The organism is Streptomyces sp. NBC_01268, from assembly GCF_036240795.1.
In the GTDB taxonomy this organism is placed as follows: Bacteria; Actinomycetota; Actinomycetes; order Streptomycetales; family Streptomycetaceae; genus Streptomyces.
Genome location: NZ_CP108454.1, coordinates 5244819 through 5270379, shown reverse-complemented (window position 1 = coordinate 5270379; position 25561 = coordinate 5244819). Strand labels below are relative to the sequence as shown.

At 72.9% G+C, this 25561-nt stretch carries 26 protein-coding genes; 13 read left to right on the top strand and 13 right to left on the bottom strand.

Going from position 1 to position 25561, the window contains the following annotated elements:
- The first annotated feature begins 40 nt into the window (after nt 1-40).
- On the top strand, nt 41-1390 hold the full coding sequence (locus OG309_RS23840) for a M14 family metallopeptidase (RefSeq protein WP_329423524.1): 1350 nt from the start codon (nt 41-43) through the stop codon (nt 1388-1390).
- Nucleotides 1391-1502: 112 nt separating this feature from the next.
- Here OG309_RS23840 and OG309_RS23835 read toward each other — a convergent pair whose 3' ends face one another.
- From OG309_RS23835 to OG309_RS23815, 5 genes are all read right to left on the bottom strand, one after another.
- Nucleotides 1503-2039: a hypothetical protein gene (locus tag OG309_RS23835; RefSeq protein ID WP_329423523.1), complete on the bottom strand. Its 537-nt coding sequence runs from the start codon at nt 2037-2039 to the stop codon at nt 1503-1505.
- A gap of 71 nt (nt 2040-2110) precedes the next feature.
- Nucleotides 2111-3577: a GntP family permease gene (locus OG309_RS23830; protein WP_329423522.1), complete on the bottom strand. Its 1467-nt coding sequence runs from the start codon at nt 3575-3577 to the stop codon at nt 2111-2113.
- Between the two features lie 112 nt (nt 3578-3689).
- Nucleotides 3690-4100, bottom strand: coding sequence for a RidA family protein (locus OG309_RS23825; protein ID WP_132912865.1), 411 nt, complete (start codon nt 4098-4100; stop codon nt 3690-3692).
- Between the two features lie 14 nt (nt 4101-4114).
- Complete coding sequence (locus tag OG309_RS23820; RefSeq protein WP_329423520.1) at nt 4115-4873, bottom strand: IclR family transcriptional regulator; 759 nt, start codon at nt 4871-4873, stop codon at nt 4115-4117.
- Entirely contained in the window at nt 4870-5955 is a 1086-nt protein-coding gene (locus OG309_RS23815) for a sugar kinase (RefSeq protein ID WP_443067642.1), read from the bottom strand. The genes OG309_RS23820 and OG309_RS23815 overlap by 4 nt, the downstream gene beginning before the upstream one ends.
- Before the next feature lie 223 nt (nt 5956-6178).
- On the opposite strand from OG309_RS23815, the gene OG309_RS23810 reads away from it, so the two are divergent.
- Together OG309_RS23810 and OG309_RS23805 are read left to right on the top strand one after the other, a co-directional pair.
- Entirely contained in the window at nt 6179-7444 is a 1266-nt protein-coding gene (locus OG309_RS23810; protein ID WP_329423515.1) for an alanine racemase, read from the top strand.
- A 16-nt stretch (nt 7445-7460) separates the two neighbouring features.
- The gene (locus tag OG309_RS23805; protein ID WP_329423514.1) at nt 7461-9065 is read left to right on the top strand and encodes an N-acyl-D-amino-acid deacylase family protein; all 1605 of its coding nucleotides are present in this window, start codon (nt 7461-7463) and stop codon (nt 9063-9065) included.
- On the opposite strand, the gene mptB is transcribed toward OG309_RS23805, so the two are convergent.
- Nucleotides 9062-10528: a polyprenol phosphomannose-dependent alpha 1,6 mannosyltransferase MptB gene (mptB, locus tag OG309_RS23800; protein ID WP_329423512.1), complete on the bottom strand. Its 1467-nt coding sequence runs from the start codon at nt 10526-10528 to the stop codon at nt 9062-9064. The two genes, OG309_RS23805 and mptB, sit on opposite strands and share 4 nt — an antisense overlap.
- A gap of 33 nt (nt 10529-10561) precedes the next feature.
- Nucleotides 10562-11023: a hypothetical protein gene (locus OG309_RS23795; RefSeq protein WP_329423511.1), complete on the bottom strand. Its 462-nt coding sequence runs from the start codon at nt 11021-11023 to the stop codon at nt 10562-10564.
- A gap of 159 nt (nt 11024-11182) precedes the next feature.
- Here OG309_RS23795 and OG309_RS23790 point away from each other — a divergent pair, with 159 nt between their 5' ends.
- Together OG309_RS23790 and OG309_RS23785 are read left to right on the top strand one after the other, a co-directional pair.
- Nucleotides 11183-12394, top strand: coding sequence for a pyridoxal phosphate-dependent aminotransferase (locus OG309_RS23790; protein WP_329423509.1), 1212 nt, complete (start codon nt 11183-11185; stop codon nt 12392-12394).
- 103 nt (nt 12395-12497) lie between these two features.
- Nucleotides 12498-12890: an SCO4983 family protein gene (locus OG309_RS23785; protein WP_329423507.1), complete on the top strand. Its 393-nt coding sequence runs from the start codon at nt 12498-12500 to the stop codon at nt 12888-12890.
- Nucleotides 12891-12948: 58 nt separating this feature from the next.
- On the opposite strand, the gene OG309_RS23780 is transcribed toward OG309_RS23785, so the two are convergent.
- Nucleotides 12949-13377, bottom strand: coding sequence for a hypothetical protein (locus tag OG309_RS23780; RefSeq protein WP_329423505.1), 429 nt, complete (start codon nt 13375-13377; stop codon nt 12949-12951).
- A 126-nt stretch (nt 13378-13503) separates the two neighbouring features.
- On the opposite strand from OG309_RS23780, the gene OG309_RS23775 reads away from it, so the two are divergent.
- From OG309_RS23775 to OG309_RS23760, 4 genes are read left to right on the top strand one after another with little or no spacing between them, the layout of a single operon-like run.
- Nucleotides 13504-14634 (top strand): hypothetical protein, encoded by a 1131-nt coding sequence (locus tag OG309_RS23775; RefSeq protein WP_329423503.1) that lies wholly within the window; start codon nt 13504-13506, stop codon nt 14632-14634.
- Nucleotides 14631-15821 (top strand): toxic anion resistance protein, encoded by a 1191-nt coding sequence (locus OG309_RS23770; protein WP_329423501.1) that lies wholly within the window; start codon nt 14631-14633, stop codon nt 15819-15821. The genes OG309_RS23775 and OG309_RS23770 overlap by 4 nt, the downstream gene beginning before the upstream one ends.
- Nucleotides 15818-17398, top strand: coding sequence for a substrate-binding and vWA domain-containing protein (locus OG309_RS23765; protein WP_329423500.1), 1581 nt, complete (start codon nt 15818-15820; stop codon nt 17396-17398). The genes OG309_RS23770 and OG309_RS23765 overlap by 4 nt, the downstream gene beginning before the upstream one ends.
- Entirely contained in the window at nt 17385-17975 is a 591-nt protein-coding gene (locus OG309_RS23760; RefSeq protein ID WP_329423498.1) for a hypothetical protein, read from the top strand. The genes OG309_RS23765 and OG309_RS23760 overlap by 14 nt, the downstream gene beginning before the upstream one ends.
- A gap of 149 nt (nt 17976-18124) precedes the next feature.
- On the opposite strand, the gene OG309_RS23755 is transcribed toward OG309_RS23760, so the two are convergent.
- Nucleotides 18125-19960, bottom strand: a complete 1836-nt coding sequence (locus OG309_RS23755; RefSeq protein ID WP_329423496.1) for a phosphoenolpyruvate carboxykinase (GTP) — start codon at nt 19958-19960, stop codon at nt 18125-18127.
- 232 nt (nt 19961-20192) lie between these two features.
- On the opposite strand from OG309_RS23755, the gene trhA reads away from it, so the two are divergent.
- Nucleotides 20193-20885 (top strand): PAQR family membrane homeostasis protein TrhA, encoded by a 693-nt coding sequence (gene trhA, locus OG309_RS23750; RefSeq protein WP_329423494.1) that lies wholly within the window; start codon nt 20193-20195, stop codon nt 20883-20885.
- An 18-nt stretch (nt 20886-20903) separates the two neighbouring features.
- Nucleotides 20904-21536, top strand: a complete 633-nt coding sequence (locus OG309_RS23745; RefSeq protein ID WP_329423493.1) for a TetR/AcrR family transcriptional regulator — start codon at nt 20904-20906, stop codon at nt 21534-21536.
- Here the strand turns inward: OG309_RS23745 and OG309_RS23740 are convergent.
- The 3 genes from OG309_RS23740 to OG309_RS23730 are packed head-to-tail and all read right to left on the bottom strand — an operon-like array spanning nt 21490 to nt 23696.
- The gene (locus OG309_RS23740) at nt 21490-22488 is read right to left on the bottom strand and encodes a glycoside hydrolase family 26 protein (protein ID WP_443067641.1); all 999 of its coding nucleotides are present in this window, start codon (nt 22486-22488) and stop codon (nt 21490-21492) included. The genes OG309_RS23745 and OG309_RS23740 overlap by 47 nt on opposite strands.
- 37 nt (nt 22489-22525) lie before the next feature.
- The gene (locus OG309_RS23735; protein WP_329423489.1) at nt 22526-23173 is read right to left on the bottom strand and encodes a vitamin K epoxide reductase family protein; all 648 of its coding nucleotides are present in this window, start codon (nt 23171-23173) and stop codon (nt 22526-22528) included.
- Nucleotides 23174-23192: 19 nt separating this feature from the next.
- On the bottom strand, nt 23193-23696 hold the full coding sequence (locus tag OG309_RS23730) for a DUF5949 family protein (protein WP_329423487.1): 504 nt from the start codon (nt 23694-23696) through the stop codon (nt 23193-23195).
- A gap of 149 nt (nt 23697-23845) precedes the next feature.
- Here OG309_RS23730 and OG309_RS23725 point away from each other — a divergent pair, with 149 nt between their 5' ends.
- Entirely contained in the window at nt 23846-24283 is a 438-nt protein-coding gene (locus tag OG309_RS23725; protein WP_329423485.1) for a tyrosinase family oxidase copper chaperone, read from the top strand.
- On the top strand, nt 24267-25133 hold the full coding sequence (locus OG309_RS23720) for a tyrosinase family protein (RefSeq protein WP_329423483.1): 867 nt from the start codon (nt 24267-24269) through the stop codon (nt 25131-25133). Before OG309_RS23725 ends, OG309_RS23720 begins: the two co-directional genes overlap by 17 nt.
- Before the next feature lie 50 nt (nt 25134-25183).
- On the opposite strand, the gene OG309_RS23715 is transcribed toward OG309_RS23720, so the two are convergent.
- Nucleotides 25184-25456: a chaplin gene (locus OG309_RS23715; protein WP_046909852.1), complete on the bottom strand. Its 273-nt coding sequence runs from the start codon at nt 25454-25456 to the stop codon at nt 25184-25186.
- Nucleotides 25457-25561: the final 105 nt, after the last annotated feature.

Here is a 25561-nt window from a genome sequence, read left to right as displayed (position 1 = left end):
GTCTGTCGCACTCCCCCACACTCCCCACCCAGGAGACAGCATGCGACTTCGTATCCGCGGAAGAAGGTCCGCCGCACTGGCCGGCCTCCTGGCGCTCGCCCTCGCGGCGCCGATCTCCGCACTCGCGACACCCGCCGGGGCCGACCCGGCACCGGCCGCCGCCACCCGCGACGGGGACGAGGTGATCCGGCAGTACGAGATCGCCGGACCCGCCACCGCCGCCGAACGCACCGCCCTCGCCGCCACCGGCGTCTCCATCGACGAGGTCGACGCCCGCTCGGTCGTCGTCAGCGCCAACGCCCGGCAGGTGGCCCACCTCAAGAGCCTCGGCTACCGCGCCGTCGCCCTGCCCGCCCCGCCCGACCGGAGCGGGGGCACGAGCCCGGTCCAGGGCGTCGGTCCGCTCGACTTCCCCTCCGCCGACGCGAAGTACCACAACTACGCGGAGATGAACGCCGAGATCGACCAGCGCCTCGCCGCCTACCCGAACATCATGAACAAGCGGGTGATCGGCAAGACGTACCAGGGCCGCGACATCATCGCCATCAAGGTGAGCGACAACGTCGCCACCGACGAGAGCGAGCCCGAGGTCCTCTTCACGCACCACCAGCACGCCCGCGAGCACCTCACCGTCGAGATGGCGCTCTACCTCCTGCGCGAGCTGGGCGCCGGCTACGGCACCGACTCCCGGATCACCGACATGGTGAACAACCGCGAGATCTGGATCGTCCCCGACCTCAACCCGGACGGCGGCGAGTACGACATCGCCAGCGGCTCCTACCGCAGCTGGCGCAAGAACCGCCAGCCCAACTCCGGCTCCTCGTACGTCGGTACGGACCTCAACCGCAACTGGGACTACAAGTGGGGCTGCTGCGGCGGCTCCTCCGGCTCCAAGAGCTCCGAGACCTACCGCGGCACGGCGCCCGAGTCCGCGCCCGAGGTGAAGGTCGTCGCCGACTTCGTCCGCTCCCGGATCGTCGGCGGCAAGCAGCAGATCAAGACCGGCATCGACTTCCACACCTACAGCGAACTGGTCCTGTGGCCCTTCGGCTGGACCAACGCGGACACCGCCACGGGCATGACCCAGGACGACCGCGACGCCTTCGCCACGGTCGGCAAGAAGATGGCGACGAGCAACCGCTACACCCCCGAGCAGTCCAGCGACCTCTACATCACGGACGGGTCGATCGACGACTACCTGTGGGGCGCGCACAAGATCTTCAGCTACACCTTCGAGATGTACCCGACCGACTCCTGGAGCGGCGGCTTCTACCCGCCCGACGAGGTGATCGAGCGGGAGACCAGCCGCAACCGGGACGCCGTGCTGCAACTCCTGGAGAACAGCGACTGCATGTACCGCTCGATCGGCAAGGCGGCGCAGTACTGCTAGGCGCGCACGCCCGGCGCACGCGCCGGGCGTTCCCGCCAGGTGTCCTCGCCGGGTGTCCTCGCCAGGTGTCCTCGCCGGGCTTCTCGCTCGGCGTTCTCGCTCGGCGTTCTCGCTAGGCGTTCTCGTCGAAGTAGGCGTCCAGCACGGCGTCGAGCTGTGACTCCCACTCCGTGATGTGCCCCCTGGCCGGTGCGTCGATCTCGATCGGGTACCAGCGCCGGTCAGGGGTGTGCACGGTGACGGTGAACCGCTTGCCGAAGCGCCCCGACGCGGTCTCGACCGCGCCGATCTCGTCCCAGCGGAAGTCGCAGCTCTCCTCGTCGAGGCTCAGCCGTACGCCCGCGCCGTCGGCGACGATCCGGGCCCGCCGGTCGGCGGCCTCGAAGACGGGCCCCTCCGGGGCCGCGTCGGCGTCGGCACCGCCCTCCTCCGGCACGGCGTCCTCGACGACGGCATCGGCCTCGTCGGTTCCGCCGGCCGCGTCGGGCGCGTCGGCCTCGTCGGGCTCGATCGCCGCGTCGGCCTCGTCACTCACCGCCGTCACCGCCGCCGCGTCAGGGCGTGGCCCCGTGATGCCGGGGACGAACGCCGGATCGGCCGCGGCGCCTTGGAGGGGCGGAATGCTGCTGGGTCCTGTGCTCTGCTCCACGCGGGAAGTATGGACGACGATGCTGTGAGAACGTCAGGCGCCCCTCGCCAAGCCCTCCCGCGGGTGCCCGGCTAGACGGCGAGACTCAGCGCCGCGGCCACCGCGAAACCGGCCAGGGACAGCACCGATTCCAGCACCGTCCAGGACTTCAGGGTGTCCCGTTCCGAGATGCCGAAGTACGTGGAGACGATCCAGAAGCCCCCGTCGTTGACGTGCGAGGCGAAGATCGAGCCGGCCGAGATCGCCATGATGACCAGGGCGAGGAAGGCCTGGGAGTGCCCGCCGCCCTCGACCAGCGGGAGCACGATGCCGGCCGTGGTGACGATGGCGACGGTGGCCGAGCCCTGGGCGACGCGCAGGACCAGGGAGATCAGGTAGGCCAGGACGATCACGGGCAGGCCGACGTCGTTGAAGGTGTCGGAGAGGGCCTGCGCGACCCCGCTGGCCTTGAGGACCGCACCGAAGACGCCGCCCGCACCGACCACGAGCAGGATGTTGCCGACCGGCTTGAGGGAGGACGTGGACACCTGCTCCAGGGACCTACGGCTCCAGCCGCGCCGGATGCCGAGCAGGTAGTACGCGAGGAGCAGCGCGATCGTCAGGGCGACGAACGGGTTGCCGAAGAACTCGATCACCGACCGGGGCGTGGAGGGGTCGAGCGCGATGGAGGAGAAGGTCGCGGCGAGGATGAGCACCAGCGGCGTGCCGATGATGAACAGGACGGTGCCCAGCGGTACGGGTGCCTCGGAGCCGTCCGCGCGTCCGGCGGTCACCTGTCGCCTGGCCTCCTCGGCGGCGTCGACCATGTCCTGCGGGACCTCGACGAAGATCCGCCGCCCGATCCAGGCGGCGTACGCCCAGGCGGCGAGGACGGCGGGGACGCCGACGACGACGCCCATGAGGATGACCCAGCCGAGCGAGACGTGCAGCAGGCCCGCGGCGGCGACCGGGCCGGGGTGCGGCGGCAGGAAGGCGTGGGTCATCGACAGGCCGGCCAGCAGCGGCATGCAGTACAGCAGGATCGATTTTCCGGACCGCTTGGCGGCGGCGTAGACGATCGGCGCGAGGACGAAGATGCCGACGTCGAAGAAGACGGGGATGCCGAAGATGAGGCCGGTGAGGCCCATCGCGAGCGGGGCGCGCTTCTCGCCGAAGAGCCTGAGCAGACGCCCGCTCAGCACCTCGGCCCCGCCGGAGACCTCGAGGATCGCGCCGAGCATGGTGCCGAGGCCGATGATGATGGCGACGTGGCCGAGGATGCCGCCCATGCCGTTCTCGATGACGGAGGTGGCGGCGGACTTCTGGACGGTGCCGAAGAGTTCGGTGACCGACAGGCCGGCCGCGAGGCCGACGGCGAGGGAGACGGCGAGCAGCGCGACGAAGGGCTGGAGCCGCACCTTGATGATGAGGACGAGCAGCAGGGCGATGCCGAGCGCGGCGACGGTGAGCAGTCCCGCGGTGCCGGGTATCAGGAGCAGCAGGCCGCCGGTGTGGGGAGGGGCGGGCGGCGCTTCGGCGGCGAGGAGGGGGAGGCGCATGGCGGGGGACCTCGGATCTCGGTTCCGTGTCTCGATTCTGGGCAGGGTGGAGCGCGGCACGGCGTTCCGTCGGTGAACGCCGTGCCGTGGAGCGGCCGGTGGTGCGGCGGGATCAGCTGAGGACCGCCAGGGCGTCGATCTCGATGAGCAGGCCCTTGGGCAGGCCGACGTAGACCGTGGTGCGGGCCGAGGCGGGGGCCTTGAGGCCCTGCTCCTCGAAGTACGCGTTGTAGATCTCGTTCATCTCGGCGAAGTGGTCGACGTCCGTGAGGTAGACGCGCATCATCATCACGTCGTCCCAGGTGGCGCCGCCCTCCTCCAGGATCGCCTTGACGTTGGCGAAGGTCTGGAGGGTCTGCTCGCGCAGGGTCGGGCCGGCCGGCGTCGGGGGCTGCCCCTCGACGGCGGGCAGGAAGCCGACCTGGCCGGCGACCTGGAGGATGTTGCCCTTCTTCACTCCGTGGGAGAACTTGGCGGGCGGGGTGGTGTGGGTGGCGGGGACGAGGGCGATCTTCTCGGTCATGCGGTTCCTGTTTCCTAACTGTCTTTCCTGGGGGCGGTTCCGGAGTAGTCGCGGCTGATGTCCTCGGCGGTGCGGCGCACCAGCGGGAGGAGGGTGAGGAGTTCCTCCGCGGTGACCACCACGTTCGGCGCGGAGACCGACATGGCGGCGACGACCCGTCCGTCGGCGCCGCGGATGGGCGCGCCGACGCAGTTGATCGACTCCTCGTGGCCGCCGAGGTCGGTGGCCCAGCCCTGTTCGCGCACGGTCGCCAGCTCCTTGAGGAAGGCGGCGGCGTTGGGCGTCGAACGGGGCGTGTACAGGGGGTAGTCCAGCTTGGCGGCGAGGGCGCGCCGCTCGGGCTCGGGCAGGTCGGCGAGGAGCAGCTTGGCGACGGCGGCGACGGTGATGGCGACCGGCTTGCCGATGCGCGAGTACATGCGCACCGGGTAGCGGCTCTCGACCTTGTCGATGTAGAGCACCTCGCCCTCCTCGTGGACGGCGAGGTGGACGGTGTGCCCGATCTGCTCGTTGAGGGCGGCGAGGTGGGGGTGGGCGATCTCGCGGATGTCGAGGTTCTCGACGGCCTCCTGCGCGAGGGCGAAGAGCCGGGCGCCGAGCCGGTAGCGCTGGTCCTGCTGCCGGTGGACGAGGCCGTGTTCGTGGAGGGTGCGCAGCAGGCGCAGCGCGGTGGACTTGTGCACGCCGAGCCGGTCGGCGACCTGGCCGAGGTCGGCGGGACCCTGCGCGAGCAACGGCAGGATGCTGAGCGCGCGGTCGACGGTCTGGCTCATGGCGTACGTACCTCCTGGTCGTCCCCCGTCCACCCGGGGCCGAGGTGCAGTCTCCCCCAGGCCGCGTCGTCGAGTCCGGCGAGCCGGTCGGCACGGGCGCGCCGGGGCGGTGCGGCGAGATCGCCGGGCACGGTCAGCGCGGCGGCGGCCGCCAGGTGCCCGTGGCGCAGCCGCGCGACCGCTCCGAGCCCGCGCAGGGTCCCGGAGAGGAACCCGGCGGCGAAGGCGTCCCCGGCGCCGACGGGCGCGACGACGTCGACGCGGGGGGCGGGGACGTGGGCGACGAGGTCGACGAGGGCTGCGGGGCCGGCGGAGTCGGCGGGGCCGGCGGAGTCGGCGGAGTCGGCGGAGTCGGCGGGGCCGGCGGAGTCGGCGGGGCCGGCGGGGCCGGCGTCCGCGCGGCGCTCGAACAGCACCGCGCCCTCCCCGCCCCGCTTCACCACGAGCACCGCCGGCTCGGGGAGCAGGGCCCGGATCCCCTCGGGCTCGCCCACCCCCCACGCCGCCTCCGCCTCGTCGGCCCCGACGAACACGAGATCCGCCCCGCGCGCCAGCTCCAGCAGCACCCGCCCGCCCTCGCCCGCCTCGTCGCCCCACAGCCCCGGCCGGAAGTTGACGTCGAAGGAGACGAGCGGGCGCCCGGCGCGCGGCGCGGTCAGCGCGCGCACGAGTGCCAGGCACGGCGCGGACAGCGCGGCGGTGATGCCGGAGAGGTGGAGGATCCGGCCGTCCGCGACCCCGGCGTACGGGACGGTCTGCGGCGACATCGCGGAGGCGGCGGACCCGGCCCGATAGTAGACGACCTCGTGCGCGTCGCTCGCCCGGTCGGTGGCGGTGCGGAAGTAGACGCCGGTCGGGCGGTGCGGGTCGCGGCGCACGGCGGAGACGTCGACCCCGTAGGCACCGATCGCCTCGACGAGGTGGTCGCCGAAGCCGTCCCGTCCGACCCGCCCGACCCACTTCGCGCGGTGTCCGGCGGCGGCGAGGGCGCAGGCGACGTTGGATTCGGCGCCGCCGATGGCGCGGGTGAAGGAGGGGACGTCGGCGAGGCGCCCGGCCCGGTCGGGCAGGAAGGTGACCATGGACTCGCCGAGGCAGACGACGTCCGGCGCATCGTCCACGGGGGGCGGGGTTCCGGTCACCTTCGGGCTCCTTCAGGCTGGTGCGACGGGGGCGGGTCGGCGAACGGGTCCATTGACCCGGCGTTGGCCCGGATGTTAGACAGCCATAAGCGATACGCGCAACGGGTGTTGCACATGCTGCAACACCCGTATCCCGCGCAGGAACCCTCAAGGAGGAGGACCCATGCCGGACCTGGCGAACGAGGTCGTCGACCACCGCTTCAAGGCCCTGCCGCCGGACGCCGAGGGGCTGACCGTCCGGGAGCTGGCCGCCGAGCGCCGCAACCTCTTCACCGGCGGCTTCACCACCCCCGTCCTCGCCCTCTCCGCCGAGTCCGTCGAGCACAACCTGCGCCTCCTGGAGGAGTACGCGGAGCGCCACGGCCTCGCCTTCGCGCCGCACGGCAAGACGTCCATGTCCCCGCAGCTCTTCGACCGCCAGCTGGCGCACGGCGCCTGGGGCATCACCGCCGCCGTCCCCCACCAGGCCCGCGTCTACCGCGCCCACGGCGTCTCCGCGATCTTCCTCGCCAACGAGCTCGTCGACGCCGTCGCCCTGCGGTGGCTGGCCGCCGAGCTCGACGCCGACCCGGACTTCCGCTTCGTCTGCTACGTCGACTCCGTCCGCGGCGTCGAGCTGATGGACGAGGCCCTGCGCGCGGCGGGCGCCCGGCGTGCCGTGGACGTCGTGGTCGAGCTGGGCGCGGCCGAGGCGGGGCGCACGGGCGTGCGGACCGAGGCCGAGTGCGAGGCCGTCGCCGACGCGGTCGCCGCCACGGACCGGCTGCGCCTGGTGGGCGTGGCGGGGTACGAGGCCACGATGCCGCAGGCCGACGCCGAGCTGGTCCGCGCCTGGCTGAACCGGCTCGTGGGCATCGCGGCCGCCTTCGACAAGGCGGGCAGGTTCGCGCCGGACCTGCCGGAGATCGTCGTCAGCGCGGGCGGCAGCGAGTGGTTCGACACCGTCGCCGACGTCTTCGCGGAGATCCCGGACCTCTCCCGCCCCGTCCTGAAGCTGCTGCGCTCCGGCGCGTACGTCTCCCACGACGACGGGCAGTACCGCGAGCGGACCCCCTTCAACCGGGTCCCCGAGGAGGGCGCGCTGCAGCCCGCGTTCCGGCTCTGGTCCCAGGTCGTCTCCCGCCCCACCCCCACGCAGGCCTTCACCAACGCGGGCAAGCGCGACGCCGCGTACGACCTGCACCTGCCCGAGGCGCAGGCCCTGCGCGACGGGCGCACCGGCGAGATCCGCCCGGCGGACGGGATCACCGTCACCGCCCTGTCCGACCAGCACGCCTGGCTGGACACCGGGCCGGGGGCGGACGTGGAGGTCGGCGACTGGGTCGGGATGGGCCTGTCCCACCCGTGCACCGTCTTCGACAAGTGGCAGCTGATCCCGCTCGTGGAGGCGGACGGCACGGTCGTCGACTACATCCGCACCTTCTTCTAGCCCCAGGGAGCCCGACATGGATCTCGTCTTCCGTGACGCCGAGGTCGTCGACGGCAGCGGCGCGCCCTCCTACCGTGCCGACGTCGCCCTCGCCGACGGGCGGATCGCCGCGATCGTCAAGGAGGGCGCGGCGGCCGGCTGCCAGCGCCCCACCGCCCGGCGCGTCATGGACGCCGAGGGCCTCGTCCTGTCGCCCGGCTTCATCGACATGCACGCCCACAGCGACCTGGCCCTGCTGCGGGACCCGGACCACAGCGCGAAGGCCGCGCAGGGCGTGACCCTCGAGGTCCTGGGCCAGGACGGCCTGTCGTACGCCCCGGTCGACGACCGCACCCTCGCCGAGGTGCGCCGGACCATCGCCGGCTGGAACGGCGACGGCTCGGACATCGACTTCGACTGGCGCACGGTGGGCGAGTACCTGGACCGCCTCGACCGCGGCATCGCCGTCAACGCGGCCTACCTGATCCCGCAGGGCACCGTCCGGATGTACGCCGTCGGCTGGGACGACCGCCCCGCCACGGAGGCCGAGCTGGACCGCATGCGGCAGCTCGTCGCCGAGGGCATGGAGCAGGGCGCGGTCGGCATGTCCTCGGGCCTCACCTACACACCGGGGATGTACGCGCCCGACGCCGAGCTCACCGAACTGTGCCGGGTCGTCGCCGGGTACGACGGCTACTACTGCCCCCACCACCGCTCCTACGGGGCGGGCGCGCTGGAGGCGTACGAGGAGATGGTGCGGCTCACGCGGGACGCGGGCTGCGCCCTCCACCTGGCCCACGCCACGATGAACTTCGGCGTCAACGAGGGGCGGGCCCCGGAGCTCCTCACCCTGCTCGACGAGGCGCTGGCCGCCGGCTCGGACATCTCCCTCGACACCTACCCGTACACGCCCGGCTGCACGACCCTCGCCGCCGTGCTCCCCAGCTGGGCCCACGAGGGCGGCCCCGAGGCCCTCCTCGCCCGGCTGCGCGACGACGCGACCGCCGAGCGCATCCGGCACCACCTGGAGGAGACGGGCTCGGACGGCTGCCACGGGGTGCCGGTGGACTGGCCCACGATCGAGATCTCCGGGGTGACCGACCCGTCCCTGTCCCCGTACGTCGGCCGCCACCTGACCGACTGGCCCACCGCGCGCCGGCTCCTCGTCGACGACCGGCTGGGCACGACGATCCTCCAGCACGTGGGGCACGAGGAGAACGTCCGCGCGATCATGCGCCACCGCGTCCACACGGGCGGCTCCGACGGCATCCTCCAGGGCTCCAAGCCCCACCCGCGCGCGTACGGCACCTTCCCGGAGTACCTGGGGCGCTACGTCCGCGAGGAGTCGGTGCTCACCCTGGAGGAGTGCGTCGCCCACCTCACCTCCCGCCCCGCCGCCCGCCTCCGCCTCCCGGACCGCGGCCTGGTCCGCGAGGGCCACCGAGCGGACCTCACCCTCTTCGACCCGACCACGGTCGCCGCGGGCGCCACCTACGCCCACCCCCGGACCCTCCCGACGGGGATCCCCCACGTCCTGATCGACGGCCGGTTCGTCATCGAGGACGGCAAGCGCACGGACGTCCTGGCGGGCCGCTCCGTGCGAAGGGTGGGCACCACGGAGGGCGCCCCTCGCAGGCCCTAGGCTCCGGTGCCCGTACGTTCCGCGCGGCTGCGGCCGCGTCGCGGTGCGGGCACGGGGGGCGCAGGCGCGTGCGGGGGTGCCGTCCGGGTGGATCCCCAACGCCCTGCGCGGAGGGCGACGGCGGCCACCGCCACCGCCACGCCCATCAGCGCGAAGCCGTACGCCGGGGTATGCCCGGACGGCGCCGTCTCATAGGCCAAGGCCGCGGACGCCACCGCGAGCCACCGACCGAGCGCCCCGTCCCACGCCCCCGCGGCGACCCCGCACACCCCCCACAGCAGGTACCACGGCTGCACCATCGGTGACAGGACGACCAGCGCCACCAGGGACAGCCCCAGTCCCAGCACGGGATCGGTGTGCCCCTTCCACGCGCGCCATCCCAGCACTCCGATGGCCCCCGCGGCCACGACCAGCCCGAGCTGCTGGACGACCGCCTTCACCGGCTCCGGGTCGTCCGCGACGAGCATGCCGAGGCCGAGGCCGAGGTCGCTCGTGACGGAGAGCGCCGTGTGGATGGTGCCGGCCACGCTCTGGGTGCGGAGCCAGCCGAAGCCCGTCCCGGCCGCCACGGTCGCGAGCGCCGCGACCCCCGCGGCGACCACCCCGGGCAGCAGCCCCTTCAGGACCCCCCGCACCCCGCCACCGCACTGCCGCGCGACGATGATCCCCACGAACAGCAGCGCCACCGCCGCCGGCGACTTGACCATGACCGCGAGGCCGACGAGCACGCTGCCGGCCACCCACCGCCCGCGCACGGCGAGCAGCACGCCGCCGAGCATGAGGCCGATCATGAGCCCGTCGTTGTGCATGCCGGCGACGACGTGGATGAGGAGCAGCGGGTTGAGCGCGGCGAGCCAGAGCGCTCCGGGGCGCCCGTCGGAGAGGCCCCGGACGGCCCAGACGATCAGGGCGAGTGCGCCGACGGCGACGAGCCGCATGCCGAGGACGGCGGGCACGACCGCCCCGCCGGTGAGTTTCACGACCGCCTGGGCGAGGACGAGGAAGACGGGCCCGTAGGGCGCGGGGGTGTCGGTCCAGTGCCCGCCGACGCTGGCGGCGGCGTCCCAGCCGAGCTCGCCGGGGGCGAGGACGGAGGGCCCGGCCCCGTACACGTCGTGCCCTTCGAGGACCATCGCGCCCTGGGCGATGTAGCTGTACACGTCGGCGCTGTAGAGCGGCGGCGCGAGCAGCAGTGGCGCCGCCCACCAGCAGAGGGTGGCTCCGACGCGCTCGGGGGCGCCGGCCCGCAGCAGCCGCCCGTACTGCCACCAGGCCGCGATGAGCAGGGTCAGTCCGAGGTACGCGAGGACCGCGCCGGCCACGGTGAGCGCGGAGCCGCGCGGCTCCCACAGGCCCCAGCCGCCGCGTACCGGCAGGGTGCCGGCCGCCCATCCGCCGACGGTGACGGCGAGCGATCCGGCCGCGCCGAGCCACCGGCATCCGGCGGTGCTGAGAACCCACATGACGGACCAACCTATCCTGCGGGCCCGCCCCTCCTACCGCTGCTTCTTCTTGATCCCGGGCGCGGAGCCCGACTTTCCGGGCCCGTCCCCGGCGGGAGTGGTGGTCGTCACGGGCGCGGGCAGGCCGCCGGCGGACGGGGCGGCGGGGCGCGGGCTCGCGCTCACGGACGCCGACGCGGACGCGGAGCCGGACCCGGATCCCGCACCCGTACGGGAGGGCGTCGCTCCGCCCTCGCCCTCGCCCTGGCCCCCTTGGTCCGCCGTCCCCGGATCAGGCTGGATCAGCGCCGGCATGCCCGCCCGTCCTCCGCCCCCCGCCGGAGAGCCCGGCTCGGGCCCCGGCCCGGAGGCGGCGGCCAGGACGGCCGCGAGCGCGCCGAGGGCGACGACGGCGCCGCCCCCGGCCATCAGGAGCGGGCCGGGCCCGCGGCGCCCGGAGGCGTGCCTGCGGCGGCGTCTCGGGCCGTCGTCGGCCCCCGTGTCGTACTGGCTCACGAACCGGGATTGTAGGGAGCACGTCACCGCGGAAGCGACGTGGGTCACAACGGGGCCGGGCCCGGGTCCCGCCCGAACGGGCGCCCGCCCCGTCGCCCGAACGCCCGACGTGGCACAGAACACGGAGCGCGCCGACCGGCCCCGCCGTAAGCTCTCGTCATGCAGGTGATCCAGTCCACGAAGCTGTCCAACGTCTGTTACGAGATCCGGGGCCCGGTGCTCGAAGAGGCGATGCGGCTCGAGGCTGCGGGTCACCGCATCCTCAAGCTCAACACCGGCAATCCGGCCGCCTTCGGCTTCGAGTGCCCGCCGGCCATCCTCGAGGACGTGCTGCGCAACCTCGCCGACGCCCACGGCTACGGCGACGCGAAGGGCCTGCTGTCCGCCCGCCGCGCGGTGATGAGCCACTACGAGACCAAGGGCATCCCGCTCTCCGTCGAGGACATCTACCTCGGCAACGGCGTCTCCGAGCTGATCCAGATGTCGATGCAGGCGCTGCTCGACGACGGCGACGAGGTCCTCGTGCCGGCGCCGGACTACCCGCTGTGGACGGCCTCGGTCTCCCTCGCGGGCGGTACGGCCGTGCACTACCGCTGCGACGAGCAGGCGGACTGGATGCCGGACCTGGCCGACATCGAGCGCAAGATCACCGACCGCACCAAGGCGATCGTGATCATCAACCCGAACAACCCGACGGGCGCCGTCTACGACGACGAGATGCTCCGCTCGCTGACGGAGATCGCCCGCCGCCACAAGCTGGTGGTCTGCTCCGACGAGATCTACGACAAGATCCTCTACGACGGCGCCACGCACACGCCGACCGCCGCGATCGCCCCCGACCTGCTCGTCCTCACCTTCAACGGGATGAGCAAGAACTACCGGGTCGCCGGCTTCCGCTCCGGCTGGCTGGCGGTCTGCGGACCGAAGGCGCACGCCACCTCGTACATCGAGGGCCTGACGATCCTCGCCAACATGCGCCTGTGCGCCAACATGCCGGCCCAGCACGCGGTGGCCGCCGCGCTCCAGGGCCGCCAGTCGATCGAGGACCTGGTGCTGCCGGGCGGGCGGCTGCTCGAACAGCGGGACACGGCGTACGAGCTGCTGACGCAGATCCCGGGCGTGACGTGCGTGAAGCCGAAGGGCGCGCTGTACCTGTTCCCGCGGCTCGACCCCAACGTCTACAAGATCAAGGACGACCGGCAGATGGTCCTCGACCTGCTGCGGGCCGAGAAGATCATGGTCGTGCACGGGACCGGCTTCAACTGGCACGAGCCGGACCACTTCCGGATCGTCACCCTGCCCACCGCCGCGGACCTGGCGGACGCGGTGACCCGGATCGGCTCCTTCCTGGACGGCTACAGCCAGCACTAGCGCCGCCACCCCGGCGGGCGCCACGACGCCCCGATCCGGACAGCACTCAACTTTAGATTGAATCTAAGCTAGGATGCCTCCAGAGCAACCAGGAGGCCGTCCCATGTACGAACCGATCCGCACCAAGTCGGTCCACCGGATGGCCGACGACGACCACCACGCGTACCCGCACCGCTCCCGCGAGGAGGAGCTGGACATCCAGCTCGCCGGGCACCTCGCCGCCCTGCTCGCCGTCACCGACGAGCTCGGCGACGGCGAGGCCGGCGAGCTGATCGCCCGGCAGGTCGCCCGGCTCCGCGGCGCGCCCCCGGCGCGGCACGCGGGCCTCAGCGGCTCCCCCGCCGAGGCGCTGCACCGCAGGGCGCACGCCCTCGCGGGCCGCGCCCTGGTCGTCGCCGCCTCCCGGGCCGACACGGCCGCCGCGATCCTCGCCGCCGAGCGGATGGACGCGCACACCGCGGCGCTCGCCGGGGAATCCCTGGTCGGCGCCCCTTGACGGCCCCGGTCCGCGCGGCCACGACACCGCGCGGACCGGGCGCCACCCACCGCCCGCCTCACGACCCGGCAGCCCCGCCGGCCCCGGGCGCCAGCGGCACCAGGTCGCGCACACCGCAGCCGAGTTCGCCCCCGTCGAAGCGCTTCGCGCCGACGAGCGTCGCCCGCCGGGAGCCCCCGGGCTCCGCGGAGAGGACGACGGCAGCGCCGTCGACCGGCTCCCCGTTCCCCGCCCGGCTCGTGTCGAGGAAGTCGACACCGACGGTGTACGACCCCTCGCGCACCCCGCCGACCAGCGCCACCTCGACCACCGGCCGTCCCGACGCCGGATCCAGGCCGCACTTCGCCAGGCTCACGTCGTCCTCGGGAAAGCGCATGTCCTCGTGGTTCGCCCCGTACACGTAGACGTATCCGACGAACACGGCGACCGGCGCGAGCACCACCAACGCCCCCACGGTCACCAGCATCACCACCGCCCAGCGCGGCATGGCGTCACCCCCCAGTGAAGTCCGCACACCGTACACGCCGATTCCGGCGCGAAATCCGGACACTCCGCTCCGGTTCGGTACCGGGATCACCGCTTCACCCGCCGTACACCCGACTCCCCCTGGAATGTGGGTTTCCGCGAGCACGCTGCCCGCGTGAGACGCATTCTGGGAATCGTCCTCGCCGTCCTGCTCCTGGGCGGCGTGGCCGTGGTCCTCGTGACCGACGGCGACCAGGACGACAAGGGCACGGCAACGAAGACCGTGCGAGGAGTGATCGGGTCGGAGAAGGCGGAGTTCTTCGCCGATCCCGAGGTCGTGAAGGCCCTTGCCGCCAAGGGCCTCACCGTACGGACGGAGACCTCCGGGTCCTGGGACATGGAGCGACTGCCCCTCACGGGCCACGACTTCGCGTTCCCGTCCGCCAAGGCGCCCGCCGACGAGATCAAGGCCAGGACGAAGGCGACCGGCACCCCGCTGCGCCCCTTCTACTCGCCGCTGGTCGTCGTCGCGCACGGCGCCGCCGCCAAGGTGCTCGCCGGCAACGGGCTCGCCACGCTCGCGCCCGGCGGCCACACCGGCACCCTGCGCATGGAGCCCTACCTCGCCGCCGCCCGCGCCGACCGGACCTGGCAGCAGCTCAGGGGCTCCGCGGGGCACGCCGAACTGAGCGGCACCCTGTTCGTCACCTCCACCGACCCGCTGGCCTCCAACTCCGGCGCGCTCTACCTGGCCGCCGCGAGCTACGTCGCCGACGGCGGCCGGGTCGCCGGGGACAAGGCCGCCGTGGACCGCACGGCCCCGCTGCTGCGCAAGCTGATCCAGGTGCAGGGCGCCCAGCAGTCGAGCTCCGACGCGCCCTTCCGGGACTTCGTCAGCGGCGTCGGCAACCCGCTGGTCCTCGTCTACGAGTCCCAGGTCGCCGCCCAGCTGATCGCCCGGCCGCCCGGCGACTGGGCCTCCGACCTCGTCGTCCTGTACCCGGACACCACCGTCAGCAGCGACCACACGCTCGTCCCGCTCACCGAGGCCGGCCGGACCCTCGGCGAACTCCTCTCCACCGACCCGGAGCTGCGCAGGCTGGCGGTCCGCCACGGCTTCCGCCCGCAGGGCGCCCCGGCCGAGTTCACCGCCGCCACCGCCGGCCTCACCGGCTACCTCGACCAGAAGCTCACCGGGGTCCGCCAGGCGCCCGTGCCCACCTCCGAGGTGCTGCACCGGATGGCGCTGCGGGCCCGCGACCAGGGGGACCCCGCATGACCACACCCACGAGCCCGGACAGCCCGCTCGTCCTCACCCCGCCCGAGCCGGTGCCGCCGGTCCGCGCCGAGCAGGCGAAGACGCTCGTCCCGGTCGACGACGCGGTCCGCACCGAGATGGCCCGGCGCGCCGACGAGTACGTCGGCGCGCTCGCCGGACTCGACGCCCGCTCCCCGGAGTTCACCGGCCGGATCGGGGAGATCACGGCGCTCGGCGGCGGCGAGCTGCGCACCGCCGCCCAGCAGTCCAACCGGATGCTGGACCGCACGGTCCGCTCGCTCGGCACCGCCGGCGGCGACCCCCAGGCCCGGGTCGGCGACTCGCTCGTCGCGCTGCGGCGCACGGTCGAGGACCTGGACCCGCGCGACACCCCCGCCAAGGGCGTCCGGGGCCTGCTGTCCAAGCTGCCCGGCGGCAACCGGGTGCGCGACCACATCGCGAAGTACGCCTCCTCGAAGACCACCCTCGACCGGATCCTGGCCGCCCTGGACGGCGGCCAGGACGAGCTGCGCCGCGACAACGCGGCCCTGCAGACCGAGCGGGCCCGGCTGTGGGAGACCATGGGCCGCCTCCAGGAGTACGCGGTGCTCACCGAGGCCCTGGACGCGGCCGTCGAGGAGCGGGTCGCGCTGACCGCCGACCCGGCGCAGGCCGACGCGCTCCGCGCCGACGTGCTCTTCCCGGTCCGGCAGAAGCACCAGGACCTGCTGACCCAGCTCGCCGTCTGCGCCCAGGGCTACCTCGCGATGGACATGGTGCGCCGCAACAACGACGAGCTGATCAAGGGCGTGGAGCGGGCGTCGACGACGACCGTCACGGCGCTGCGGATCGCGGTGATGCTGGCCTCCGCGCTGGAGCACCAGAAGAAGGTCACCGAGCAGGTGACCGCGCTGCGCGGCACGACCGAGAGCATCATCCAGCGCAACGCGATCGCCCTCGCCGGCCAGTCCGGGGACATCCAGCGGCTGGCCGCGGAGCCCGCGGTCGGTCTGGACACCGTGCGCACCGCCTTCCAGCAGATCTACTCGACGCTCGACGCGATCGACACGTACAAGGTCCGCGCGACCGAGTCGATGGCGCAGACCGTCGACGCGCTGACCGCGGAACTGCGCACGGCGAGCGCGCACTTGGAGCGCACGCGCACGGCGGACGGCGGCACCGGGATCCTCGAAGGGGGCCGCGGATGAGAACCGCCCGCACGGCCCTGCGCGCGGCGGTCGCCGCGCTCTCCCTCGCCCTGGTCGCCACCGGCTGCGGCGGCTCCGGCACCCCCGACGGCCCCGACGGGGACAAGCAGGCGTACCGGCCCGGCACCCTGCGGGTCCTCGCCTCCTCCGAACTCGCCGACATGGCACCGGTGTGGGAGGAGGTCCGCAAGGCGACCGGCGTCACCGTGCGGCCGACCTACGCCGGGACCCTCGACGCCGTCGAGCGGATCGCGTCCGGCGAGGCCGACCAGGGGTTCGACGCGGTCTGGCTGTCCTCCAACGACTACCTGCGGCTGCGCCCCGACACCGCCCGGCGGATCACCGGCGAGACCCCGGTCATGACCTCCCCGGTCGCGCTCGGCGTGCGGCCCGGCGTCGTCGCCCGGCTCGGCTGGGACCCGAAGAAGGTCACCTGGGCGCAGATCCACCGGGCGGTCGCCGACCGGAAGCTCAGCTACGGCATGACGGACCCGCTGCGTTCCAACTCCGGCTTCTCCGCGCTGGTCTCGGTGGCCTCCGGCCTGTCCGGCGCGCAGTCCGCGCTCACCGACCGGGACGTGAAGGCCGCCACGCCGAAGCTGAAGGAGTTCTTCGCCGGGCAGAAGCTGACCTCCGGGTCCTCCGGCTGGCTCGCCACCGCCTACGCCCGGCGCGGCGACGTCGACGCGCTGGTCAACTACGAGTCGGTGCTGCTCTCGATGCCCGGCGACCTCACCGTGATCCGCCCCGCCGACGGGGTGGTCACCGCGGACTACCCGCTGACCTCGCTGACCGCCGCCCGCCCGGAGGCGAAGGACGCGGCCCGCCGGCTCGCCGCGGAGCTGCGCACCCCGGCCGTCCAGCGCATGATCACCGAGCGCACCCTGCGCCGCCCGGTCGTCCCCGGGGTGGCGCCGGCGCCCCGGCTCGCGGCCGACCCGCGCCGCGAACTGCCCTTCCCCGGCAGCCGATCCGTCGCCGACGGGCTGCTCGACGCGTACGACAACACGCTGCGCCGCCCCTCCCGCACGGTCTACGTCCTGGACACCTCCGGCTCGATGGAGGGTGAGCGGCTCGACCGGCTGAAGTCGGCGCTCGCGGAGCTGACCGGCGACTTCCGGGACCGCGAGGAGGTCACGCTGATGCCGTTCGGCTCGTCGGTGAAGCGCTCCGAGGTCACCACCCGCACGGTCGACCCGGCCGCCCCGAAGGGCGCGCTCGACGCGATCCGCGCCGACGCGGGCCGCCTGTCGGCCTCCGGCGGCACGGCGATCTACTCCAGCCTGAAGGAGGCGTACGGGCAGCTCGGCGCCGACGCCTCGGACGGCGCGTTCACCTCGATCGTGCTGATGACGGACGGCGAGAACACCGACGGCGACCCGGCCTCGGCCTTCGACAGCTTCTACGCGGACACACTCACCCCCGCCCAGAAGCGCACCCCGGTCTTTCCGATCCTCTTCGGCGACTCCGACCGGTCCGCGCTCGACCACATCGCCGGGCTCACCGGCGGCCGCCTCTTCGACGCGACCCACGGCTCGCTCGACGGAGCCTTCGAGGAGATCCGTGGCTATCAGTGACGCGCTGCTGCGGTACGCCGAGTCCCGCAAGAACCTCACCGGCTGTGTGTGCGGCCTGGCCGGGGTGGGCGTCACCCTGACCGGCGCGGCCGGCTCGCTGTGGCCGCTGGTCGTCGCGGGACTGTACGGGGCGGGCGCGCTGATCGCCCCGCCGGAACGCCCGGCGGCCCCCGCCTTCCCGGACCCGGCCGAGCAGCTGGACGCGCTGCGGGCGGACCTGGCGAGGCTGCGGGAGTACCTCGCCGAGGTGGAGCTCCCACCGGCCGCGCACGGGCGTCTGACGGAGCTGGACACCCTGCTCGGCGCCCTGCTCGAACCGGGCTGGGTCAGCGACCCCGGGCATCTGCGGGTGCTGGGCCGGGCGGTGCGCCAGGACGTGCCGGAGGCCGTCGACGCGTTCGTACGGAGCCGGTGGTGGACCCGGGCGGTGCCGGGCAAGGAGCCGCCGGAGCGGCACCTGGAGCGTCAGCTGGCGGCGCTGCACGCCGAGGCGGAGGCGGTCGCCGGGGCCCTGCACGAGGCGGAGGCCCGGCGCCAGGAGATCCACACGCGCTATCTGGAGGACCGGGGCCGGTAGCCGCCGCCCGGTCGCGGACGTGCGCCGGCCCCCGCAGCCGTGAGGGGGCTCCGGGGGCCGGTTGCGTCGTGGTGGGCCGTCGTGACCCCACTGGTCAGGGCGGAATGTCGGGGCAACCCACCACGAGTCTCAGGTGTACCGCCAGGGGATCAGCCCAGGCGCTCGACGAGCGCGCGGTACTCGTCCCACAGCTCCTTGGGGGTGTGCTCCCCGAAGGTCTCCAGGTGCGCGGGGACCAGGGCGGCCTCCTCGCGCCAGACGTCCTTGTCGACGGTGAGCAGGAAGTCCAGGTCGGCCTCGGGCAGTTCCAGACCGGCGGTGTCCAGGGACTCCCGGGTCGGCAGGACGCCGATCGGGGTCTCGACGCCCTCGGCCTTGCCCTCCAGGCGCTCGACGATCCACTTCAGGACGCGGCTGTTCTCGCCGAAGCCGGGCCACACGAACTGGCCCGCGTCGTTCTTGCGGAACCAGTTCACGTAGTAGATCTTCGGCAGCTTCGCCTGGTGCCCTTCCCGCGCGGCGTCGCTGCCGACCTTGACCCAGTGCGCCATGTAGTCGCCCATGTTGTAGCCGCAGAACGGCAGCATGGCGAACGGGTCGCGGCGCAGCTCGCCGACCTTGCCCTCGGCGGCGGCGGTCTTCTCGGAGGCGACGTTGGCGCCGAGGAAGACGCCGTGGTTCCAGTCGAAGGACTCGGTCACCAGCGGCACCGCGGAGGCGCGGCGGCCGCCGAAGAGGATCGCGGAGATCGGGACGCCCTTGACGTCCTCCCACTCGGGGGCGATCGTCGGGCACTGGCCGGCCGGGACGGTGAAGCGGGCGTTCGGGTGGGCGGCCGGGGTCTCGGACTCCGGCGTCCAGTCGTTGCCCTTCCAGTCGGTCAGGTGCGCGGGCGCCTCCTCGGTCATGCCCTCCCACCACACGTCGCCGTCGTCGGTGAGCGCGACGTTGGTGAAGACCGAGTTGCCCCAGAGGGTCTTCATGGCGTTGGCGTTGGTGTGCTCGCCGGTGCCGGGCGCGACGCCGAAGAAGCCGGCCTCGGGGTTGATCGCGTAGAGGCGGCCGTCCTCGCCGAAGCGCATCCAGGCGATGTCGTCGCCGATGGTCTCGACCGTCCAGCCGGGGATCGTGGGCTCCAGCATGGCGAGGTTGGTCTTGCCGCAGGCCGACGGGAAGGCGGCGGCCACGTACTTCGCCTCGCCCTGCGGCGGCGTGAGCTTGAGGATGAGCATGTGCTCGGCGAGCCAGCCCTCGTCACGCGCCATGACGGAGGCGATGCGGAGCGCGTAGCACTTCTTGCCGAGCAGCGCGTTGCCGCCGTAGCCCGAGCCGAAGGACCAGATCTCGCGGGTCTCGGGGAAGTGCGAGATGTACTTGGTGGAGTTGCACGGCCACGGAACGTCGGCCTCGCCCTCGGCGAGCGGAGCGCCGAGGGTGTGGACGGCCTTCACGAAGAAGCCGTCGGTGCCGAGCTCGTCGAGGACGGCCTGTCCCATGCGGGTCATCGTGCGCATGGAGACCGCGACGTACGCGGAGTCGGTGATCTCGACGCCGATGGCGGAGAGCGGGGAGCCGACGGGGCCCATGCAGAACGGGACGACGTACATCGTCCGGCCCTTCATCGAGCCGCGGAAGATGCCCTTCTCACCGGCGAAGACGTCCTTCATCTCCGCGGGGGCCTTCCAGTGGTTGGTCGGGCCCGCGTCCTCCTCCTTCTCGGAGCAGATGAAGGTCCGGTCCTCGACGCGCGCGACGTCGGTCGGGTCCGAGGCCGCGTAGTACGAGTTCGGGCGCTTGACCGGGTCCAGCTTCTTGAAGGTCCCCTTGGCGACGAGCTCCTCGCACAGGCGCTCGTACTCGGCCTCGGACCCGTCGCACCAGACGACGCGATCGGGCTGAGTGATCTCAGCGATCTCGTTGACCCACGAGATCAGTTCCTTGTGCTGGGTGGGGACGGTGGAGGGAGCCGCGTTGTCGCGCGCCACGATTGCTCCTTGTTGAGGGGTTTTTAAGATGTATGCCCCTTGGGGGCTGCGACCCGGATGCGTCGTAGGCGCTCATCCGGTGCCGACCGCACTCATTTGATCATCCGATGCTACCGCCCATATGTCCAGAGGGCCTCACACGTGAGCATCGCCACTCGTTCGTCGCCACTCATATCCGGCACACCCGTACACGTATCCGGTACCTACGGGGGCGTAGGTAGCATTCGGTGCCATGACTGCAGCCACGCCGGACCTCACGTCGACGGAGCAGCGCCCGCCGCTGCCGCTCCCGCTCAAGCCGAGACTCAGGGGCTGGCTGCACGCCGGGATGTTCCCCGCGGTGATCGTCGCGGGCCTCGTCCTGGTCGCCCTCTCGGACTCACCGAGGGCCCGGGTCGCCTGCGGGATCTACGCCCTCACCGCCTGCCTGCTCTTCGGCATCAGCGCCCTGTACCACCGCGGCAACTGGGGCCCGCGCGGCGAGGCGGTGCTGCGGCGCCTCGACCACGCCAACATCTTCCTCATCATCGCGGGCACCTACACCCCGCTGACCCTGCTGCTCCTGCCGGACTCCACCGGCCGCCCGCTCATGTGGGCGGTCTGGGCGGCGGCCGCCGCCGGCATCGCCTTCCGGGTCTTCTGGGTCGGCGCCCCTCGCTGGCTGTACACGCCCTGCTACATCGCGATGGGCTGGGCCGCCGTCTTCTTCCTGCCCGACTTCATGCGCACCGGCGGCATCGCCGTCCTCGTCCTGGTGATCGTCGGCGGTCTGCTCTACAGCGCGGGCGGAGTCATCTACGGCATCAAGCGCCCCAACCCCTCGCCCCGCTGGTTCGGCTTCCACGAGGTCTTCCACTCCTTCACCCTCGCCGCGTTCATCGTCCACTACGTGGGCATCTCGCTGGTCGCGTACCAACACGCCTGAACCGCCTGACCAGGCACAATGACGGCCATGCCCGTCACCCCCGAGCGCCCAGGCCTGCGCGAGCGCAAGAAGCTCAGGACCCGCGCCGCGATCCGCCGCGCCACCTTCCGGCTCGTCACCGAGCAGGGGTACGAGGCCGTCACCATCGAGCAGATCGCGGCGGCGGCCGAGGTCTCCCCCTCCACCGTCGTGCGCTACTTCCCGGTGAAGGAGGACATCCTCCTCACCGAGGCCCAGGACACGCTCCTCGAAGCCCGACTCCTCGCCCGCCCGCCCGGCGAGGAGCCGCTGGAGTCGCTGCGGGCCGTCGTCGTCGACGCCGTCACGGCCGCCCTCACCCACGAACCGGCCGAGACACGGCTGCGCGCCCGCCTCATGGCGGAGGTCCCCGCGGTCCGCGCCCGGCTCACCGAGACCACCGCCGAGAGCGCCCGCCGGCTCTCCCGGGCCGTCGCCGAGCGCACCGGGCGCGCCCCCGACGACCTGGAGGTACGGGTCTTCACCGCGGCCGTCCTCGGCGCCCTGCGCGAAGCCACCCTGCACTGGGCCGAACACGGCCAGGGCGACGACCTGCTCGCGCTCCTCGACCGGACCGTCGACACCCTCAAGGCCGGGCTGACCCTCCGGCCGGCCGGGCCAGCGCGCCCCTGAGCACCTCGCCCGACGCCGGGTTCTCCGCACAGCCCCACACCCCGTGCGGGCAGTAGTCGGTGAAGGTCTGGTACACCGGCCGCTGCCGCGCGAACCAGTCGAGCATCCCCCGCACGTACGCCGGGTTGTCCCCGTTGCGGAACAGACCCCACTCCGGGAACGAGACCGGCTTGCCGTGCGCCGCCGCGAACCGCGCGTGGTGCGCCAGCCCGTACTCCTCGGTGACCTGCTCCTCGAAGGAGAGCCCCGCCGGCTGGTCGTACGCGTCCATGCCGAGGATGTCGACGTGGGCGTCGCCCGGGTAGCAGCGCGGCCAGGCGATGGCGTCGAGGCCCCGGCTCGGCGTGAAGTCGAAGCGGAAACGCTGCCCCGGCACCGCGCGCAGCACCCCCACCACCCGCCGCCAGTACGCCTTCCAGGCCTCCGGGTCGGGCCCGCAGCGATGGCTGTACGTGGTCCCGTTCATCTCCCAGCCCAGCACCAGCACCGCGTCCCCGAGCCGGTACCGCACCAGCCGCTCCCCCAGCGTCCTGAAGTGCCCGTCGAACTCCCCGGCCGCACCGCGCCGCAGCCCGTCCCGCACCTGCCCGTCGTCCAGGCCCGCCTCGCTGCGGTCCAGGAGCGGCACGTTCAGCACGAACAGGCGCCCCGGCCGCTCCTCCTTCCAGTGCGCCCACGGCTCGAACAGCGCCGGGTGGCCCTCGATGTTGGACCAGCGGTCGCCCGGCAGATAGGTGTGCCCGACGCCCAGCGGCTCCCCGCCGAGCCACCGCTCGACCCCGGCGATCCGCCGCACCCCGGCCTCGTCGGAGCCGGTGAAGAACCCGGACGGGACCCCGGGCAGCGGTCGCGGCGGCTCGGGCGGCGCCGCCCGCTCCCCGGCCGGCCGCCCGCCCGGGGCGAACCGCTCGTACGGCGGGACGAACACGAACGCGGCCGCGAGCAGCAGCATCAGCGCCACTCGCGGCCAGGAGGAGGAAGGATGCACGTCAGCTGGTCCAGAACTGCCACCAGCGGGTCAGGATCAGCATCCCGATGATCCCGATGTGCAGCACCGGCGGCGCGAAGGCGAACTCCCCGAAGAAGCCCTTCACTGCGGCCGGCGCCGGCAGCGTCCCCTGCCTCACGTTGAGCGCGGTGACGTACCAGAACATGGTGATCGTGGCGCACCAGGCCAGGCAGCACCACAGGCACAGCGAGTTGATCTCGTACAGCGACTGGTACATCAGCCAGGTGCAGAAGCCGACCCCGAACAGCATCCCCGCGTTGAGCGCGAGCCAGAACCAGCCCCGGTAGCGGGCGCCGGCCAGGATGCCGGCGCCCACGGCGGCGACCACGGCGTAGGTGGCGAGCCCCAGCATCGGGTTCGGGAACCCGAACACCGCGGCCTGCTCGCTCTTCATGATGTTGCCGCACGAGACGACCGGGTTGAGGCTGCACCCCGGCTGGAAGCCCGGGTCCTCCAGGAGCTTGAACTTGTCGATCGTGATGACCCAGCCGGCCAGCACGCCCGCCGCTCCCGTCACCATGAGCATCCAGGCGAAGGCCCGGCTCGCGCCGTACCCCGCTCCGCCGGTCCGCTCGTCCTCCTGCTGCCGCTGCCCCGGTACCGCGCCCCGTACGTTCACCGTCGCCATGACGCCGCCCCCTCCCCGCTCAGCCCTTGATCCGGCTCACCGGCACCGCGATGTGGCCCGAGTTCCGCACGACCTCGTCGGCGGAGATGAACGCCTTGAGACGCTCCTCGTCCACCGGGGCGCCCGGCTCCGCGTCCGCCCACGGCACGACCGGCACCTTCACGATGACGTGACCGGTCTCGTACGCCGCGGCCTGCCAGTCCGCCGACACCGGGCACTGCGCGTTCATGAACGGCAGGGTGAGCACGGCCCGCTCCGCCTCGACGAGCAGGTGCGCGCCGATCCCCCGCTCCTGGCCCGCGTCGACGACGATGCCGCCGATCGGCACGCCCATGCCCTCCAGGGTCCCGCGCAGCTCCGCCTCGCCGGCCTCCGCGCCGTGCAGGCCGTCACCGAGCGAATAGACCATCAGGAAAGGGGTGGCGGGCATGTCGTCGGTGGGCCCGAGGGTCCAGGAGATGACGGTGAGCGTGCCCATCGTATGGGCGCTGTGTTCCGTCGGCAGGACGTTGGAAGTGGTCATGGATCGGGATGCTAGGGGACGAACACCCGCCCCCCTCCGCCGAATTCACTCATTCGGCCGACATTCCCTCCGTCGGCATTTCCGGCGCAACGAAGCGCGGTTTACATCGTTGTGCCCAGAGGGCATCAGCCGACCTCAGGAGATCGCTCATGATCGTCCCGCGCCGCACCGCGTTGCGGTCCCTCTTCGCGCTGGCCGTCACCGCTTTCACGGGCGGCGCGCTGGCCCGGATCGGCACGACCGGTCAGGACCGGCCCACCGGCCCCGGTCCGCTCGCCGCCGGCCCCGGCCCCGGCCCGGCCGCCGGCATCGGCGTCGCCTTCGACGAGATGTACGCCGGACGGCGCATCCAGGGCCGTCCGGGACCGGACGGCGAACCGCTGGCCCTCGTCGACGGCCGGCCGCTCCATCTGATGCGGTGCGCCGACGGCGGCTACGTCACCCCGATCGACCACTACGAGTCCTGTCCGACGCCGCTGGCGGCCGTCCGCGCGGCCGTGGACGAGCTGGGCACCGCCCCGCTCTCCCGCCTCGCCGCCGCCCACGGCACCCATCCTGGAGGGAGCCCGCGTGGCGTATACGCGTAAGAACCAGCGCGATCTGACGAGCGCCGAGCGGAAGCGGTTCGTCTCCGCCGTCCTCGAACTCAAGCGCACCGGGACGTACGACGACTTCGTCCGCACCCACATCGACTATTACGTCGCCGACGGCGAGGGCAAGCGGCGCGAGGCGCACATGTGCCCCAGTTTCCTGCCCTGGCACCGCAAGTTCCTGCTGGAGTTCGAGCGGGCGCTACGCCGGATCGACCCGGCGGTGACCGTGCCCTACTGGGACTGGACCCGCGACGACACCCCGGCCGCCTCCCTGTGGAGCGACGACTTCATGGGCGGCAACGGGCGCCGGGGCGACTTCCAGGTGATGACCGGGCCCTTCGCGTACGCGGGCGGCCGCTGGACGGTCAAGCAGAACATGACCGAGGGCAACTTCCTCACCCGTGACTTCGGGCGCCCGCGCGACCCCATCACGCTGCCGACGGCCGCTCAGGTCGAGGAGCTCATGGGCGAGCGGGCGTACGACGTGGCGCCGTGGAACTCGACCAGCGCGTCCGGATTCCGCAACCGGATGGAGGGCTGGGCCGGCGGCCAGGGCAACGACCGCTTCCGGGTGCACAACCGGGTGCACCGCTGGGTGGGCGGGATGATGCTGGGCGGCGCCTCGGTCAACGACCCGGTGTTCTGGCTGCACCACGCCTTCGTCGACCTGCTCTGGTCACGCTGGCAGCAGCGCAATCCGGGGGCGGGCTACCTGCCGAAGGACCCGCCGCCGCTGGGCGATCCGCAGTACCGGCGGGTCGCGTCGCTGAACGAGCGGCTCGGCCCGTGGAACGTGACCCCGGCGGAGCTGCTCGACCACAGCGGCGTCTACCGCTACGCATGACAGCGTCCCCCCGGCCCGTCGGGCCGGGGGGACGCTGTCGGGGCCGGGGTTCAGCCGCCGTAGCCGCCGTCACCGTGGTGACCGTCGACGTTCGCGCACTGGTTGCCGAAGGTCGGGTTCAGCAGGCCGATGACGCTGACGCTGTTGCCGCAGAGGTTGATCGGCACGTGGACCGGAACCTGCACGACGTTGCCGGAGGCGACGCCGGGGGAGTGAGCGGCGACGGCCTCGGCGCCGGAGTCGGCGACGGCCATGCCGGCTCCGCTGAGGGCAACGGCACCCGTGCCGGCGAGGACAGCGGCAGCCTTCGCGATGCGAGACATCAAGAACTCCTTGAACGTGGAATGCGACCGCGAGAATCACGGCCACGCGTTTCTTCAACGCCGAAAGGGCGGGCGGGTCACGGCCATTGGGCCGAATGGAAGCCG